A 16,791-nucleotide genomic window follows, 5' to 3' on the forward strand; every position below is an offset into this window, starting at 1 on the left:
GACCGTGCGGATGTGCGGTCGTGTCGCTACGAGTTGGCGGGGTCCACGAACTGGTCGTTGGCGTCGCGCCAACGCTTGACCATCGATGTGCCGCCGTGCCCATCGCCCTCGTCGATGATGAGCTTCGAGCCTGGCCAGCGACGGTGTAGCTCCCACGCGGTGAGGACCGGGGAGGAGATGTCCCTCCGACCGTGGAGGAGCACGCCGGGGATGCCCCGCAGACGGTCTATCTGCTCGAGGATCGGCGGATCGAGGAACCCATCGTGCGACCAGTAGTGCGCTGTGAGCCTGGCGAAGGCGTGGCGGAAGCGTTGGTCCTCCCAGCGTGGATCACGTTGGAAGCCTCCGGCGCCGATCGAGATGTGGGTGTCCTCCCACAACGCCCACTCCTGCGACGCGGCGTCGCGTGCCGCGGGGTCCGCCGCCTCCATCAGGCGGGCGTAGGCCTCGACCAGGCGTCCGTGGCCGCGCGAGTAGCCGACCCCGGCGTGTTCGGCGTGGGACGCCAGACGGTCCCAGGCCTCGGGGAAGACCATGCCGACACCTTCGGTGATCCAGTCCACCTCTCGTCGGCTCGATGTGGTGACGGCGAAGAGAAGGATGCCGAGCACGCGGTCGGGGTGCGCCTGCGCGTAGGCCAGCGCCAGTGTGGAGCCCCAGGACACGCCATTGACGATCCAGGCGGCGATGCCCAGGTGCTCCCGAAGGCGTTCTACGTCCCGAACCAGCTGTGCGGTCGTGTTGTCGGTCAGGGAGACCGACCGGTCGGAGGCGTGGGGAGTAGAGCGGCCGCAGCCGCGCTGGTCGAAGCTCACGACTCGAGTTCGGGTGAGGTCGAATCTGTTGCGGTACCTGCTGGTGCCAAGGCCAGCCCCGGGGCCGCCGTGAAGGTACACAGCCGGGACACCCTCGGGGGAGCCCCACTCCTCCCAGTAGATCTCGTTGCCGTCACCGACGTCGAGCATCCCCCGTGCCCGAGGCGTCTCGTCAGTGTTCACCTGCCCAGCAAACCAGTTCCAGGGTTCCGTTCTCCAATGATCCCGCGGCGCGGGCAGCTGGACGATTACCCCTTCCGCTGGAGGGAGCGTGCGGTCTTGCCTCTCTACCGGAGCCGCAGATAGCGTGCGCTGCGGCCATCCGGACATGCCGCCGTGAGCATGGAGGCTGTGGAAGGCTCAGCGCATGTCTGACGCGGACAAGTCACTGGAATGGATCTCAGTGCAGCTCGACAAGTCTGCGGAGGACTTCACGTTCCCCGATCTCGGCCACGGCTACTACTTCGCGATCGATGCCCGACTCCATGCCCACTCTGACCCCGACCGCTGGGCCCTGGTCGTGGAGGTTGTCGGCTACAACCCGAGGGGCGGGGATGTTCTAGACGTTCTTCACACCTACGGAAACTGCCTGACCAGCGGAGACCCCGGAATCGACAACGAGGACTTCCTTGGGCGCATTGACAACTTCGAGGAAGTCGAGGACGAAGATGAGCCCGAAACGGCCACCGGAGCGGACGTCGTCGTACGAGGAAGTCGCATCCGCCTGTCCGCCCAACCCGGCGAAGAGCTGTCGGCGATGTTCCGCCGACTCGTTCCGAGCCACCGCCATCTCCTGCTGGCGGACGATGTCGAGCTGCGCCGCCGCATCCCGACGGACATTCCGGAGATCCTGAGGCTGGAGGAATGGCACCAGCCCGACCTCTTTGAGACCAAGCCGAGTCAGAGCGAGGTCTATCGCCAGGTGGCCGAGGTCCTCGCAACCGCCGACCCGGCACGATATCGCCCGACCGAGGCACCAAACACGTACTGGTCCAACTGGCCCGACTCAGGATCTCTCTGACGCCGCTCGATCGGCCGCGACGACGCGCGCATCTGCCGCTCCGCGGGCGGACGCCCGGTCATCAGGGTGAGGCGTTTACCGGGCCTGCCGCGAATCGTGTGCTCCGTGGTCGGGCTCGCGCCCGTCAGAGTACGCGGGGCCAGTGGTCGGCTGGCCTTTGGGGTGGACACCCGCTCTGGGGTGGAGCGGTAGTCACGGCTGCTCTGCGAGCACGCGAACCGGCGGAATTTCGGCGGAGCGAACGACTGATTTCGTCTCAGAAACGACACTTGTGCGTGAGACTCTCAGTCCTGACCTGAGTTTGTTCAAATGCTTAGTGCGTGAGTTTCGGGCCGTGGAGCGCCTCGAGGACGACCTGCTGATCGGCGGGGATAGCCGGGGGGAAGGTTTGCGTCGTGCCGTTGATCGCGATGGTCGCTGAGCGAAGGGCGCGCAGCTGCCGGGTGAGGCTGCGGATGCTCAGCCCGGTGCGGGCTTGGGCCTCCCGGGACAGGGCCAGCGCGGTGAACACGATGGTCAAGTGAGCCTCGATCGCGTCGCGCTTCCGGGCGAACAGCGGTTATGCCGACCTCCCGGTTATGCCGACCCCGGGTGTGAACGTGCAGGTCAGCGGCTCGGGAGGAGCCAGAAGGTCGGCATAGTCAGAGGCTGGTGAGGAAGGCGAGGACGTCAGCCGTTGGGGTGTAGGTGCCCGGGGTGACTTGAGGATCTCGGGTGCGGTCGATCGCGGCCTGTTTGATGGTCATGTCGGCGTGGAGATAGACGTCGGTGCTGGAAGTGTTCTCGTGGCCGAGCCAAAGGGCGATGACGGCGACGTCGACACCGGCTTGGAGCAGCCGCATCGCCGCGGTGTGCCGCAGGGTGTGCATCGTGACGTGCTTGCCCCCTAGCGACGGACAGTGTTCTGTGGCTGTGGACACGTGTTTGGCCAGTCGCCGCTCGAGCGCGTCGCGGGACAGGTGCTGTCCGCGCGGCCCGGGGAATGCCGCGGCGCCGGGCCGGGCGGCCCGCTCGGCCAGATACGGGGTCAGAACGGTCAGGGTGATGCTGGTCAGCGGGGTGGCGCGGTACTTGCGTCCCTTGCCGGTGCAGGTCACGTGCGCGCCGGTGCCGGTGTGGATGTCGTTGGTCGTCAGGGCGGTGAGCTCGCTGACTCGCAGCCCAGTCTGTATCGCCAGGGTCAGCAGGGCCCGGTCGCGCCGCCCGGTCCATGTGTTCGGATCCGGCGCGTCCAGCAGCGCCTGCGTCTCTTCGACGGAGAGGAACTGCACCGTCCGCGGGGTGCCGCGCCTGGTCGGGACGGCCAGCACTCGGGCGATCGTGCCCGCATGCTCGGGATGGTCGGGCAGGGTCACGGCCAGCACCGCGCGGATCGCGGTGAGGCGCGCGTTGCGGGTGCTGGCGCTGTTTCCGCGGTCGGCTTCGAGATGGTCCAGGAACGTGGTGATGGCCTCGGCGTCGATCATGCCCAGGTCGATCTTGTCCGCGTGGACGCCGGTGCTGGCCGTGAGGTACTTGATGAGCAGTCGCCAGGTGTCGCGGTAGGCCGCGATCGTATTCGGGGACAGGCCCTTTCGGGCGTAGGCGTGGCCGGTGAAGTAGGACTGCAGAGAGGGCGCCAGGAGAGTCATGACCGCGCCTCCTGCCGTTGCTCGAGCCGGGTCGCTGCCAGAGCCATCAGTTCCGGGGATGCGGACAGGTACCAGTACGTGTGCGCGGTGCTGGTGTGCCCCAGCCACGTCGCCAGTAATGTCAGCGTGCGCTGCGGGTCGCCGCCGCGGGAGTAGGCGGCTGCCATGTGAGCTGTTGCGAAGGTATGCCGCAGGTCGTGCAGGCGGGGATGGGCGGCTCCGCGTGGTCGCAGCCCGGCGGCGGTAGCGAGTCGGGCGAAGTGGGCTTCGATGGTGCTGAGCTGGTAGCCGGTGCCACGGGTACTGACGAGCAGCGGCCCGCCGGTGGCGGGGTGGGCGGCGGCCCGCGCGGGCAGGTCGCGGTACGCGAAGAGCGCCTCCACGGTGGAGGGGTGCACCGGGACCAGCCGGTCCTTGCGTTTGCTCGCCCGGATCAGCAGCACCCCGGCCACGGTGTCGATGTCACCGGTGGTCAGTCGCAGCGCCTCGCCGATCCGCAGCCCGGTCGCGGCCAGCAGCCCGATCACGGTGCGCATCGTCGCGGCAAGCAGCAGCCGTGTGAACACCTGTCCGCAGGCGTCCACGAGCGCGTCGAGGTCGGATTGGGAGTAGATGAACGGCGCCGCGCGTCGTGGCCCGGCGGGCAGGATCCCCGCGGGTGGGACCTGCACGTCCACACCGGTCGCGTGCAGGTACTTCGCGAAGGTGCGCACCGATCCCAGCCGCATGCCCCACCAGCGCGGGTCCGCGCCGGCGGGCAGCCGCGCCCATTCGACGGCGTCGGCGGTAGTGAACGTCTCCTTGCCCGCCGCGGCGAGCCAGTCGCAGAACTGCCCGGCCAGATGCTCGAGCTTGGCCAAGTCGTAGCCCAAGGCGCGGCGCATCGTCAGATACTCGTCCAGGTGCTCGTGCAGGGTGCTCATGGCCCGGGCACCTTCCCCCAGGACGTGACCAGGTCGCGCAAGGCGGCCAAGTCGGTCCGGGCGTAGACCATCGTGGTGTCCGTGCGTGCGTGGCCGAGCAGCGCGCGGGCCTCGATCAGCGAGCCGCCGGCGGCGAGCACCGCGGTCGCGGCGGTGTGCCGCAGGGCATGCGCGTGCACCGTGCCCAGGCCCGCTTCGGTGGCCAGGTGTGCGATGACACCGGAGATGCCTTTGCTGCTGAGCCCGACCAGCGGCGGGCGGAGCCGGGTGAACACGGCCCGGTCCACGGCCCCTGGTGGGCGTCCGTCCCTCAGGTAGTCGACCAGTGCCTGCCCGACGTCGGTCGGGATCGGCAGGGTCAGGACCCGCCCGCCCTTGCCGTGGACCACCAGCGTGCCGGCGTGCCAGTTCAGCTCGTCCAACGCCAAGGCGGCGACCTCCCCGGCGCGCAGCGCGAGCCGGCTGATCAGGACCACGATCGCCCGGTCCCGCCGGCCCGCCGGCGTGCTCGTGTCCGCGGCCGCGATCAGCGCCTGCACCTGCGCCGCGCTCAGCGCTCGTGGCAGGCCCGGTACCGCTGGGGCCGGCCGCAGCACGCCGGCGGAGATCGCCCGGTCCAGCCTGCCGGTCAGGAACGCCCAGTCCAGCAGCCCCCGCATCGACGAGACCAGATGACGGCGCGAGGACAGCGAGTACCCCTCGCCGTGCCGGGTGACGTACCGGTTCACCGTGGCCGCGTCGACCCCGTCCCACAGCCGCTGCCCGTCCGGGTCGACGGGTAGTTCGGCAAGGAAGCCTGCGGCAAATCGGCGGGCCTCGGTCGCCCACCCTTGGCTGACGCCGCGCCGGGTACGAAGGTGCTCGGTCCACTCCTGCAGCAGCTGCTCCGACGGCGAGCGGGATGGCGGTGGTGGCAGTGGCGCGGTGATCAGGCCGGTGGCCAGGAGGAACTTGCGAACCGTCACGATCCGTCGCACCGAGGAAGGATGACGGCGCCGACCCCTCGCCTGCGAGGCCACGAACCGGGTCAGCAGCGCGTCGTCGAGATCCCGAGCGCCCAAGCCCTGCCGGGCCATCCAGTTGCTCAACCGTGCCGCCGTGCACGCCACCGACGTCGCGGTGCCGGGCGCGTACCCCTGATCCCGCAACCACGCCACCAGGTCCAGGACGAGCTCATCCAGCGGACCTCCGCTCAACCGCGGGCGACCGTGCCGAGCACGGCTTACCGGTGGCCGCAGCACCAGCACGCCCCGGGCGGCCAGGAACCGCTTGACCAACGGCAGATACTGAGCAGCTGCCGGGACCGTGCTGCCCGATCGCTGCCGCTCGAGCTCGATGTACGCGTCGATGACGTCCTCGTCGACATCCTCAGCGCCCAGCCCCCGGCCGGTCATCCAGGCCGAGAGCCGGCCGAACGCCAGCACCGCACGGCGCGCCCGATCCTTCGAGATCCGCGAGTCGCCCAGCCAAGCCTCCAATGGCTCAGCCCAAGCCTCCAACGGGTCCGCACGATTGACATCCACATCGGCCATGGCCGCCTCCTCGGGGTAGAGATCCCGAGCATCACGCCGCCGATCACTATGCCGACCTTCTGGCTCCTCCCGAGCCGCTGACCTGCACCCCCACCCCAGTGGTCGGCATAACCCGGAGGTCGGCATAACCGATCTAATGCCGACGTCGGCATGACATCGGCCGAGCCCTCAGGTCGGTCTTGCTCATGCGGAAGGACTGCTCGACGTGCCACAGGTCGTGATAGGACCCGATCACCTCCCCGGCGGGCATGACCTCGGCGCTGATGTTCGACACGTACCCCTTCAAGCCCGCGAGGCGGCGGGCTCGGGCCAGGGCGGCCTCGTCCAGGCTGCGGGTGCCGTTGCTGGTCTTGACGAACCGTGGCGTGCGGGCGGCCTTCTCCCCGGCGACCACTGCCTTGGCTCGGTTCTCCTGCAAGGTCAGGGTCCGCCCGTCGCGGACCGCGCGCTTGGCCGAGTACGCCCAGATCGCCCGCCACGACCCGGGATGGCTGGCGGGGTCCCAGACCGGTTCGGCGCGCACCATCGGGTTGTTCTCACTCCTGCGCCCAGTCCTCGGGGTGAGGGTGTCGATGATCTGCCCGTCGGTGAACGCGTCGCCGTGCCAGCGGAAGTGCGAGGCCAGATCGAGCGGGGCCTTGACCGCGCGGGACCCGACGATGAAGCGCAGGCCGGCCTCGTCCAGCTCCCGCAGGTTCGAGGCGGACAGCATCCCGGCGTCGGCGACCACGACCATGTCGACCAGGCCGTGGCGGGCCTGGAAGGCCTTGATGACTGGGATGATCGTCGCGGTCTCTGCCTTGTTTCCCTCGAAACAGCCTACCTCTAAAGGGAATCCGCGACGGTCGACCAGCAGCCCCACCACAATCTGGCTCTACTGACTGATCCGTGGGTCAGTTCCGGCCGGGCAGGACGGGGCGGTGACCGCCGAGGCTGAGCATGGCCAGGGCGATCAGGGACTCTGGCGAGCGGAACCCGAATGCGATGCGCGTGATCAGGCGGACTTTCGTGTTGACCGACTCGATACGACCGTTCGAGAGGCCGTGCTCGATCGCGGCGAGGATGGAGTCGCGGTGTTTGACGATGCGTCGCTGCAGGGTCACGAACGCCTCGATGCGGCACCGTCGGGCCCACGCGACCCACCGGTCGAGCGCTTCGGCAGCCTGCTGGTGGGGCAGCTGGAAGACGAGCCGCAGGCCCTCCTTCAGCAGGTATCCGCGGTAGAGCCGCGGGTCGGTCCTGGCCACCCACGCGAGCTTGGCCTGCTGCTTCTCGGTCAGATTGCCCGGGTTCTTCCACAACGCGTACCGGGCCCCCTTGAGGTCCTTCGCGTGGCCGCTGGCCCGGCCCGCCCGGCGCCGGGTGACCGCGCCACGCGCCTGGTTCCACGCGTCCCGGCGCACCTCGTCGAGCGCGTCGGTGGCCCAGGAGACGACATGGAACGGGTCAGCGCAGCGGACCGCCTGCGGGCACCGCTGGGTGACGACCTTGGCGATCCAGTCCGCGCCGTCCGCGGACACGTGCGTGACTGCGGCGCAACGCTGCTCACCGAGGGCGTCGAAGAACGCGTGCAGGGTGGCCTTGTCCCGCCCGGGCGCGGCCCACACCAGTCGGCCGCTGTCGTGGTCGACCACGATGGTCAGGTACCGGTGACCGCGCTTGTAGCTGATCTCGTCGATCCCGATCCGTTTCAGACCGGCGAACCGGTCGAACTGCCTCTCGGTGTCGGCCCACACCCTCGTGATGATCGACCCGACCGTGCGCCAGGCGATCCGCATCAGCTGCGTCACGGTCGTCTTCGAGGCCTGCGTGGCCAGCCACGCGACCTGCTCGTCGAACGCGTACGTGTGCCCCGCCCCGTGCCGCGCCCACGGCACCGCCGCGACAACCACCCCGTGCTGACGGCACGAGACGCGAGGCGCGTCCGCCTCCAGCACCACCTGGACGGTGCCCAGATCCAACGCCCGCCACCGCCGCCTGCCCTCACCGCCGTCGTAGCCCGGACACGACCGTCCACACACCCCGCACCGGCTCCGAGCCCGACTCCGAGGACGCACCTGCGCGACCAGCAGCTGCTCGTCCTCGTCGAACTCGACCTGTTCGATGACCGTCTTGTCGACGCCCAACAGGGCACGCCATAGGCTGGCATCACGCACGCCGTTCTCCGCTCCAATGGTTCTGGACCTTTAGACAGCCCAAAACCTATGCGGGAACGGCGTGCCCCCGTTCAGCCAGCCCGAGAACCACCCACGGAAGGGTCAGAGGAGCCCACAATCTGAGGGTCGACCCGTCGCTCCTTGGAATAGCCGACCTTGCGCAGGTCGTCCTCCTTCTCGGCCTCGAAGTACAACGTGTTGGGTCGGCCCGGGGCGCGGTGGCGCATTGCTGTCGCTCCGTTTCCCCGGACCGCCCGCCGAACCCGCCGTGCGCCTCTCAACGCAACGGGCTCTCCACGAGGTGATGCCGGTCAGGCGGCCGTGGCCGGGTCGTAGGGCTGGGGATCTGCCTCCCGCGGTACCGGTAGCGCTCGATCCGCACCTTGGTGGGGTCGAACAGGACCGCGTCCTCGGTCGCGATGGTTCTCCAGCTGCCGTCGGGGCGGCGGAGCCATCGTTTGACCTTGGACCAGTTCCAGCGGTGCTGCTCGCGTTGCCACGCGACGAACCTTCGCCAGGTGAAGTACCTGAGGAAGGAGAACCGTCGCCCGGCGATCGCGTGGCGGAAGTAGTACGCCCAGCCACGCAGCGCCGCGTTGACCTCGATGATCACGTCCGTCAGGGGCCGTGGTGACCGGCGAGGGGTCAGGTTGCGGATGGTCGTCTTGATCCTCGCGAACGCCTTGTCGGCGATGAAGACCATGCAGCACCACTTCCCGCCTCCCCGGCGTTTCCTCCACTGGATGTGGAAGCCGAGGAAGTCGATCCCCTCGCTCAGGTGCGTGACCCGGGTCTTTGACTCCGACAACCGGAGCCCGACCCGCGCCAACACCTCGGCGGCCTGTTCCTTCAGGGCCAGTACGTCATCCCGGCTGCCGTTGGTCATGATGACGAAGTCGTCCGCGTAGCGCACGATCCGCCAGTTGCCCAGCCCGTGGTAGCGGCGCTTGGCGCGGCCAGTCTGGGTCGACTGGTCACCGCCTTGTGCCCACGGGGCCATGATCGCCTCATCCAGTACGGACAGGGCGATGTTGGCCAGCAGCGGCGAGATGATCCCGCCCTGCGGGGTGCCCTCACCGGCCGCGGCCTCCAAACCGAGGTCACTCAGGACCCCGGCCTTGAGGAACGCGCGAACCAGCGCCACGGTCTTCTTGTCCTTGATCCGCTCCCGCACCAGCCCCAGCAGGGCCGTGTGGTCGATGTGGTCGAAACATCCTTCGATGTCCGCGTCCAGCACCCACCGGTAGCCCCGGCCGGCATAGAAATGGATCTCAGCGACCGCGTCATGGGCCCGCCGCTTGGGCCGGAACCCGTAGGAGACCGGCAGAAAGTCGGCCTCGAAGATCGGCTCCAGCACCATCCTGAGCGACTGCTGCACCACCCGGTCGGTCACGGTCGGGATCCCCAGCGGGCGGGACTTGCCGCCCGGCTTGGGGATCAGTACCCGCCGCACCGGCGCCGGTCGATACGTTCCATCTCTCAGGCTCGCGGCGATCCCCGCAAGGAACACCCCGACCTCGCCCCGCTGACGGATCTGACGCACGGTGACGCCATCAACCCCAGCGGTGCGAGCCCCTTTGTTGCGTGCCACATGCTCCCAAGCCACCAACAGGTAGTCCGGGTGTGACACCAGGTTGAACAAGTCCCCGAACCGCGCGTTGCGGTCGGTCTTGGCCCACCGGTGATACTTGACCTGCGTCCGCGCTACCCGCCCGAAGATGATGTCCATCAACGAGGGCTCGTCGGAGTTCACCAACGCCTCTCGCGCCATCGCAGCACCTCCTATCCATCCTCGCTGCCGCCCTTCCCGATGTGACCGGCTCTCCCGGACTCGCAGTACTACGGCGGCTCCGCCAGTCCTTGATCCGATCGGTGGACGACGCACCCAGCCACCCCGACCGCTGACCGCGCGATCCTTGATGGCAGGTCCAAGGACCTTCCCGTGTTCACTCGCTGTTCGCTCACCGAAGGAGGCACCCGGCTATCTGCCTGCGGCACTCGTCGACGACTACTCCGTAGTCATTTCGCCGCCGACCCGCCCGGGACATGTAACTCGTGCCCCGGACAGTCCACCCACCCCTAACGCCGGCAGGTGGCCGACCGCGCCCGCCCCATATCCACTGGGTTTGAGGCGGTAGTACGTCAAGACAGGTGATGACACCGGTTCCTCGCGTATACCTCTTCGGCATGCTCGCCGCACCCACGCCATCCAACGGTGCTGACGCGACACGACTTTGTCGGGGCTGCTCCCGCCCTCCCGGACGTCTCTCCGGTCAGGCTGCCCCCAGCTTCAAACCCCCTGCTACGGCAGGGAATCAGGCAAAGGTCTCTCACCTCCGCTCGAACAACAAGCGCCTCACGGCGCACCGTGACGTCATACAGAATCAGGCTCACATCCCCGGTGCTGGCCGCGTGCGCGAAACACGCCGTCGCCACCCGGTCGCGGTACCCGCGCTCCTCGGCGCGGACCAGCGTCCGGCGCATCGTCGAGTAGCTGGCCGGGCTCCGGCCCAGCTCCGTGAGCACCCGACCCATGTCCAGCAGGGACGTCGGCTCCACCACCCGGGCGATCACCAGGTCCCTGAACACCTCGTCCCCGAGGACGTCGAACCCGAGGTCGGCGTACACGGCGGCGAGGGCCTCGAACAGCAGGCGGCAGTCTGTGTCCACCACCCGTCCCGGCCCGTCGCGTCCCACCTCGGCCGCGGGCGCCTCGCCGATCTTGAACAGCGCCGGCTCGGCAGGCTGCGTGACGAGCCGAGCGACCGGCAGCGTCGGTTCGACGTCGAGGTCCAGCAACCCCTGGGCCGGGTCCTCCAACAACTCACGCGCCTTCCCCAGCAGCACGCCCAGCTCAGCCTCGGTGTGCGCCGACCCCACATGCTTGATGACTCGCTGACGCCCCCCGACGTACTGCATGATCTGCACCGCCGTCGCTCCCGACGCCGTCGGCACCCGCCTGATGAACGCCACACAGCGACCCTAGACGGCACCGATTAGTGCGTGAAAACGCACCAACTCGATCGCATCACCCCAGGTCAGCGACGCGCCGCCCCGACTGAGGGCAGCAAGTGAACAAACTCAGGGCGGAGCGAACGACTGATTTCGTCTCAGAAACGACACTTGTGCGTGAGACTCTCAGCCCTGACGCCTGCATCTGCGCAGGTAAGAGCCCTGCGGGCTCAAGTGCCCCCGGCAGGATTCGAACCTGCGACACCCGCTTTAGGAGAGCGGTGCTCTATCCCCTGAGCTACGAGGGCGGGACAGCCCGGCCATTCTGTCAGGTCGCCCCGCCCCGTTCCGAATCGGCTGCGGGCGACGTCGAGGTCACCGGCGCGAGCCCCTCGACCAGTTCCCGGACGGTCTCCAGCGGGTCGAGCGTCCGCATCTCCTCACGAAACTCTGCCGCTCGCTGCCGGAACGAAGGCTCGACACAGACGCGGTCGACGGCGGCCCGGATAGCAGCCGCCTTCGGGGTCTCCGTCCGTAGGTCGATGCCAAGGCCGTGGTAGTCCACGTGCGCCGCAACGTCGTTCCGGCCGGCCTTGATGCCGGCACAGACCAACGGCACCCCGTGGACCAGGCTCTGAAGCACGCCGCCGAATCCGCCGTTCGTCACGTAGGCGTCGGCGTGGTCGAGCACCTCGCCGAAGTCGAGGTAGTCCTCGACGACCACGTTGTCCTGGGGGTAGCGGCGCCGCAGTTCCGCTGTCCCTGACCCCCCGGTTGCGACGAGCAGCCGCGTGTGAGTGCCGGAGTCTCTCAGGGCCTCGATGGTGGGGACGATCAGCTGGTCGTGATCGACATTGTCGACCGTGCCCTGCGTGACGACCACCGTCCGCTCGAAGTCACTGGACCAGTCCACTGTGGCCGGCGCCCGCTGCCCTGAAGGGTGCGGGATCAGCGGCCCGACGTAGCGCACCCGCGGGTTGGTGCGCGACCGCGGGTAGTCGAACGACTCCGTGCCGGTCTGCACGACAACGCTCGACATCGTGTAGGGCTCGTCGGTGAGGATCATGCCCTTGGGGACGCGGATCCCGTGGTCGGCGAGGATCTGGACGTAGTGCCGCTGGCCCAGGCCGAGGATGAGCAGGTCCGACAGCCGAGTCAGGGCCCTGTCACGCAGTCGTCCGCGCCGGCCTGTCGCGGGCTTGAGCCCCATGAACAGCGGTGGCACCCAGGGATCCCTCTCCATGTTGGAGATGGCGATGACCGAGACGACCGGCACGTCGAGGCCCTGCCGGACCAGTCGCTGAACGTAGACGCTGCCATCGAGGAGGAGAACGTCGAAGGGAAAGCGTTCCCGGATGTCCTTGATGTCAGAGAAGAAGTGCCCCACGTTGCTGACCATGATCTTGTCCCCGTCGAATCGCACCGCGCGAGGACCCTTGAGCCGGGCCCGTTCGGGGTAGAGCTCATCGAGGTTGTCCGCGGTGTGCTCCACCGCGCGTACGAAGGGGTAGAAGGGGATGCCGAGGGCCTCGACGCGGGGTGCGAGCGTCGCTCCCGTGTACCACCGCACGTCGTGACCGGACAGCTGCAGGTGCTTGGCGATGCCGGTCATCGGGTTGAAGTGGCCGTCCACGGCCTGCGAGGCGACCAGAACCTTCATCGCCGTCTCCTGTCCTGACGTGGCAATGGTGTCGCCGGTCACTTTAAGTCATCACTAGTGATGACTTAAAGTAGTGTCGACCCCGTGAACGGTTCCGTCAAGAGCGGCAGCGCCGCGAAACAGACGCGCGGCGAGCGGGCCCGAGACACCCGCCGCAGGATCCTCGCCGCTGCGCGGGCGGAGTTCGTGGCCAACGGCTACCACGCCGCGCGCATGGCGACGATCGCTGAGCGCGCGAACGTCTCGGTGCAGATGCTCTACTTCGCCTTCGGCACCAAGGCGAAGCTCATGTCGGCGCTGATCGCGGTCGCCGTCCTCGGCGAGGGGAGGGTGGCTCCGCCGGACACGGAGTGGTACGCCGCGCTGGTGGGGGAGTCGACGGCTGCCGGGGTGGTCCGCAGCTTCGTCCTCGGCAGTGGCGAGATCTTCGAACGAGCGGGTCCCCTCCTCCTGTCCCAGCGGGCCGGCGCGACGACCGACCCCGAGCTCGCCGCGGACGCGGCAGCGGGGGACGCGCTCAGGGCTGCGACCTACCGGGACGTCATTGAGCTGGCCGCCGCCAAGGGCCCGCTCAGGCACGGCCTCGACATTGACGCAGCCACCGACATCCTCGTGGCCATCGCGTCCCCCGCGATGCACACGGAGTTCGTCTCCGACCGGGGCTGGTCGCACGACCGCACCATCGCCTGGCTGGCGGAGACGCTCCCGCAGCTCATCTGCGGGGACGCACAAGAACACGGTGCCGTATGCCGCTGAGCCCGCCCCGCTCGCAGGTGAGCTGACCCGGGGGCCGGCTGAGCGGCATACGGCATCGTCTGCGTTGTCCCGAAAGTGGGGGTGGCGCGACACGCGCGACAGTGGCAGTGTGATCTGGGTCACTTCGCCACGGAAGTTGGCTCAGAACTGCAGGGGGATGCAATGCGGCGTCTGCGTGTGTTCACAGTGGTCTCGGCGATGGTGGCGGCGCTCCTCGTGGGGCTCACGCCGACGGCGTCGAGCAGCCCTCCAGGCGGCGGTGACCTCGACGCCTACACGGCCGTCGTCACGCCCAACCAGCTGGCCGAGCTCGCCAGGCAGGGCCATGACGTCCACGAGGGGCGCCAGACGAGCGCGACAGGGATCCAGGTCGAGCTGATCCTCACCGCGGCCCAGCGTGACCAGCTGCGCAAGCAGGGCCTGGACCCGCAGCTGACGCGGGTCAAGGGCGGGCAGACCGTCAAGGAGTTCGCCGCTGCGGAGGCTGCTGGTGGCTTCACGGTGTGGCGTTCCTGGGACGAGCCCGGAGGCATCAAGGACCAGCTCGTCCAGGCCGCGGCAGCCAACCCGCAGGTCGCCAAGCTGGTCAGGATCGGCACGACCCTCCAGGGCCGCGACATTCTCGCCATCAAGCTGACCCAGGGCGCCAACGGCATCGCCGACGGGAGCCGCCCGGCCGTGCTCTACAGCGCGACGCAGCACGCCCGCGAGTGGATCTCCACCGAGATCGACCGGCGGCTGATGAACTGGTACATCGACCGCTGGCGGGCCAACGACCCTGCCGTGCGCACGCTGCTGCAGACGACCGAGCTGTGGTTCGTCCCCGTCGCCAACCCCGACGGCTACCAGTACACGTTCGACGTCGAACGCCTCTGGCGGAAGAACCTGCGCGACAACAACGGCGACGGCCAGATCACCACTGGTGACGGCGTCGACCTCAACCGCAACTTCCCCAACCACTGGGGCTACGACGAGGAGGGCTCGTCGTCCATCCGGTCGAGCGAGACCTACCGCGGCACCGCACCGGTGTCCGAGCCGGAGACGGCGGCCATGAAGGGACTCCTCGATCGGATCGGGTTCGCGTTCCAGGTCAACTACCACTCCAACGGCCAGTGGCTGCTCTACGCCGAGGGCTGGCAGATCGGCACGCCGACCGCGGACGACCCGATCTACTACGCGATGTCCGGCAACCTCGACGAGCCCGCGATCAAGGACTTCCACCCGGGCCTCAGCTCCGACGTCCTCTACGTCACCAACGGTGAGACGACCGACTACGCCCACGTCGCGACGGGCGCCCTCGCCTGGACGCCTGAGCTGTCGGCCGGCTGCGACGGGTGCGGCTTCGTCTTCCCCGACGACGAGGCCCTCGTGCAGGAGGAGTTCGAGCGCAACCTGCCCTTCGCCCAGTCCGTGGCGCAGTCGGCCGTCGACCCTGACGACCCGGCCTCCGTGCTCGGGATCGACACCTTGCCCTTCTACCTGGAGAGCGACGACCCCTACAAGCGCGGCAACCCGCACGCCGACCTCACCTTCGACTACTCGTACGGCGACCCGCAGCCCGTCGCCGTCATCGCGAAGCGCAGCCTCGGGGCGGTCACGGTGAAGTGGCAGGTCAACGGCGGCGCCGTGCAGTCCGCCACGACCTCCGAATGGGGTGGGGGAGAGCGATACTCACCGGCAGCGAAGCACTACCGGCAGATGCGGGGTGTCGTCACGGGGACCAGCCCCGGCGACTCGGTCACGGTGTGGTTCGAGGGCGGCGGCGAGACCAGCCCGTCGTTCACCTACCGGGCCGTGTCCGAGACGGGCAACCGCGTCGTCGTCGTGGCAGCCGAGGACTACACCGGCGCGTCCCCGCTCCAGCGGGGGACCGGCCCGCACTACCTCACCTCCTACCTCGACGCGCTCAAGGCCAACGGCGTCGCGGCCGATGTCTACGACGTCGACGCGCGGGGCCGCACCGCGCCCGACCTGCTCGGCGTGCTGAGCCACTACGACGCGGCGATCTGGTACTCCGGCGACGACATCGTCACCCGCACCCGCGGACGTGGGCCGGGCAACGTCGACCGGCTCGCGCTCGACGAGATGCTCGAGTTCCGCGCCTATCTCAACGAGGGCGGCAGGGTCGCCTACACGAGCGACTTCGCCGGCAACCAGTACACCGGCAACGTCGGTGGCCAGCTCTACGACCCCAAGGGAGAGATCGCCTGCGTGCCGCTCCCGGCGGGTGTCGACGAGCGTCGCTGCCTCCTGCTCGCCGGCTCAGGCGACGGGACCAACGACGTGCTGCAGTACTGGTTCGGCGGCTACGTCGCCGTCGAGGGCGACGGCCTCGACGCCCACGGCAAGGCCTTCGCCCTGAACGGCGTCGACGACCCGTTCACCGGGCTGACCTGGGGGCTCAACGGGCCGCAGAGCGCCAAGAACCAGGACGACACGATGTCCTACGTCGCGACGAGCGGCATCCTGCCGGTCGAGCAGTTCAAGGAGTTCGAGAGCTGGCCCTCGGCCGTGTGGGACAAGCCGGGTGGGCCGTACGCCCCGCACACGGGGACGCAGTACGCCTACTCCCAGATCGCTGACATCTCCTACAAGCGCCTGACCCGCACCGTCACCGTGCCCGCGGGTGGGGCCACCCTCTCGTTCTGGACCTCCTACGACACCGAGCCGGCGTGGGACCACCTCTTCATCGAGGCCCGCACGGCCGGCCAGGACGACTGGACGACCCTGCCGGACCAGAACGGACACACGAGCACGTCGACCGGAGACAGCTGCCCAGAGGGCTGGCGTGACCTGCACCCCCAGCTCGACCACTACCAGACGTGGGACAGCGAGACCGGGGCCTGCACCGCGACCGGCACCACCGGTGCGTGGAACGCCGCGAGCGGCAACTCGGGCGGGTGGCAGCAGTGGTCGGTGGACCTGTCCGGCTACGCCGGTGGTCAGGTCGAGGTCTCCATCGCCTACGTCAGCGACTGGGCGGTCCAGGGGTTGGGCGTCTTCGTCGACGACGTCGTCGTGTCGACCGGTGAGGGCAGCACGTCCTTCGAGGCGGGGCTCGACGGCTGGGCCGTCAGCGGGGCACCGTCGGGCAGCGGCGCCAACGCGAACGACTGGATCGTCACCGACGCCTCGGGGTTCCCGGTCGGCGCCGCGATCTCGACCCCGGACACCGTGCTGATGGGCTTCGGGCTGGAGGGGGTGACCGGCTCCGCGGGCCGCGCCGCCGTCATGGGCCGCGTGCTCGACCACCTGCTCAACTGAAAGAGAGTCGTATGCCGCTGGGCTCGCCCCGCGCGGACGCCACCGTCCGCGCGGGGCCGGCTCAGCGGCATACGGCATTCA

General features: G+C 68.9%; 10 protein-coding genes, 1 tRNA gene and 3 pseudogenes. 3 read left to right on the top strand and 11 right to left on the bottom strand.

Annotated elements, in window-relative coordinates; translation table 11 throughout:
- Positions 1 to 26: 26 nt before the first annotated feature.
- Positions 27 to 998, bottom strand: a complete 972-nt coding sequence (gene pip / locus INTCA_RS04365) for a prolyl aminopeptidase (RefSeq protein ID WP_013491718.1) — start codon at positions 996 to 998, stop codon at positions 27 to 29.
- A gap of 184 nt (positions 999 to 1,182) precedes the next feature.
- On the opposite strand from pip, the gene INTCA_RS04370 reads away from it, so the two are divergent.
- Complete coding sequence (locus INTCA_RS04370; RefSeq protein ID WP_013491719.1) at positions 1,183 to 1,836, top strand: DUF7003 family protein; 654 nt, start codon at positions 1,183 to 1,185, stop codon at positions 1,834 to 1,836.
- 313 nt (positions 1,837 to 2,149) lie between these two features.
- Here INTCA_RS04370 and INTCA_RS04375 read toward each other — a convergent pair.
- The 10 genes and pseudogenes from INTCA_RS04375 to INTCA_RS04420 form a co-directional block, all read right to left on the bottom strand.
- Positions 2,150 to 2,395 (bottom strand): annotated as a pseudogene (locus INTCA_RS04375) (IS1634 family transposase); the annotation flags it as partial.
- Between the two features lie 82 nt (positions 2,396 to 2,477).
- Positions 2,478 to 3,467: a tyrosine-type recombinase/integrase gene (locus INTCA_RS04380; protein WP_013491720.1), complete on the bottom strand. Its 990-nt coding sequence runs from the start codon at positions 3,465 to 3,467 to the stop codon at positions 2,478 to 2,480.
- On the bottom strand, positions 3,464 to 4,390 hold the full coding sequence (locus INTCA_RS04385) for a tyrosine-type recombinase/integrase (protein ID WP_013491721.1): 927 nt from the start codon (positions 4,388 to 4,390) through the stop codon (positions 3,464 to 3,466). Before INTCA_RS04385 ends, INTCA_RS04380 begins: the two co-directional genes overlap by 4 nt.
- The gene (locus tag INTCA_RS04390) at positions 4,387 to 6,048 is read right to left on the bottom strand and encodes a tyrosine-type recombinase/integrase (RefSeq protein ID WP_083807854.1); all 1,662 of its coding nucleotides are present in this window, start codon (positions 6,046 to 6,048) and stop codon (positions 4,387 to 4,389) included. Before INTCA_RS04390 ends, INTCA_RS04385 begins: the two co-directional genes overlap by 4 nt.
- Before the next feature lie 13 nt (positions 6,049 to 6,061).
- Positions 6,062 to 6,793, bottom strand: a pseudogene (locus INTCA_RS04395) (IS1634 family transposase); the annotation flags it as partial.
- 22 nt (positions 6,794 to 6,815) lie between these two features.
- Positions 6,816 to 8,078, bottom strand: a complete 1,263-nt coding sequence (locus INTCA_RS04400; RefSeq protein WP_013491425.1) for an ISL3 family transposase — start codon at positions 8,076 to 8,078, stop codon at positions 6,816 to 6,818.
- Between the two features lie 277 nt (positions 8,079 to 8,355).
- The gene (gene ltrA, locus INTCA_RS04405; RefSeq protein ID WP_013491723.1) at positions 8,356 to 9,849 is read right to left on the bottom strand and encodes a group II intron reverse transcriptase/maturase; all 1,494 of its coding nucleotides are present in this window, start codon (positions 9,847 to 9,849) and stop codon (positions 8,356 to 8,358) included.
- 596 nt (positions 9,850 to 10,445) lie between these two features.
- Positions 10,446 to 11,051 (bottom strand): annotated as a pseudogene (locus INTCA_RS04410) (IS1634 family transposase); the annotation flags it as partial.
- A 214-nt stretch (positions 11,052 to 11,265) separates the two neighbouring features.
- Positions 11,266 to 11,338: transfer RNA gene (locus INTCA_RS04415), tRNA-Arg, on the bottom strand.
- Between the two features lie 20 nt (positions 11,339 to 11,358).
- Positions 11,359 to 12,690, bottom strand: coding sequence for a glycosyltransferase (locus INTCA_RS04420; RefSeq protein ID WP_013491724.1), 1,332 nt, complete (start codon positions 12,688 to 12,690; stop codon positions 11,359 to 11,361).
- A gap of 84 nt (positions 12,691 to 12,774) precedes the next feature.
- On the opposite strand from INTCA_RS04420, the gene INTCA_RS04425 reads away from it, so the two are divergent.
- Both INTCA_RS04425 and INTCA_RS04430 read left to right on the top strand, forming a co-directional pair.
- Positions 12,775 to 13,446, top strand: coding sequence for a TetR/AcrR family transcriptional regulator (locus INTCA_RS04425; RefSeq protein WP_013491725.1), 672 nt, complete (start codon positions 12,775 to 12,777; stop codon positions 13,444 to 13,446).
- 162 nt (positions 13,447 to 13,608) lie between these two features.
- Complete coding sequence (locus tag INTCA_RS04430) at positions 13,609 to 16,710, top strand: M14 family metallopeptidase (RefSeq protein ID WP_013491726.1); 3,102 nt, start codon at positions 13,609 to 13,611, stop codon at positions 16,708 to 16,710.
- Positions 16,711 to 16,791: the final 81 nt, after the last annotated feature.

Origin of the sequence: Intrasporangium calvum DSM 43043 (assembly GCF_000184685.1) — a bacterium.
Taxonomy (GTDB): domain Bacteria; phylum Actinomycetota; class Actinomycetes; order Actinomycetales; family Dermatophilaceae; genus Intrasporangium; species Intrasporangium calvum.

Excerpts from the sequence above, each read along its gene's own strand:
- INTCA_RS04370 (WP_013491719.1), top strand. The coding sequence starts at position 1,183 with ATGTCTGACGCGGACAAGTCACTGGAATGGATCTCAGTGCAGCTCGAC.
- INTCA_RS04380 (WP_013491720.1), bottom strand. The coding sequence starts at position 3,467 with ATGACTCTCCTGGCGCCCTCTCTGCAGTCCTACTTCACCGGCCACGCC.
- INTCA_RS04385 (WP_013491721.1), bottom strand. The coding sequence starts at position 4,390 with ATGAGCACCCTGCACGAGCACCTGGACGAGTATCTGACGATGCGCCGC.
- INTCA_RS04390 (WP_083807854.1), bottom strand. The coding sequence starts at position 6,048 with ATGCCGACCTCCGGGTTATGCCGACCACTGGGGTGGGGGTGCAGGTCA.
- ltrA (WP_013491723.1), bottom strand. The coding sequence starts at position 9,849 with ATGGCGCGAGAGGCGTTGGTGAACTCCGACGAGCCCTCGTTGATGGAC.
- INTCA_RS04420 (WP_013491724.1), bottom strand. The coding sequence starts at position 12,690 with ATGAAGGTTCTGGTCGCCTCGCAGGCCGTGGACGGCCACTTCAACCCG.
- INTCA_RS04430 (WP_013491726.1), top strand. The coding sequence starts at position 13,609 with ATGCGGCGTCTGCGTGTGTTCACAGTGGTCTCGGCGATGGTGGCGGCG.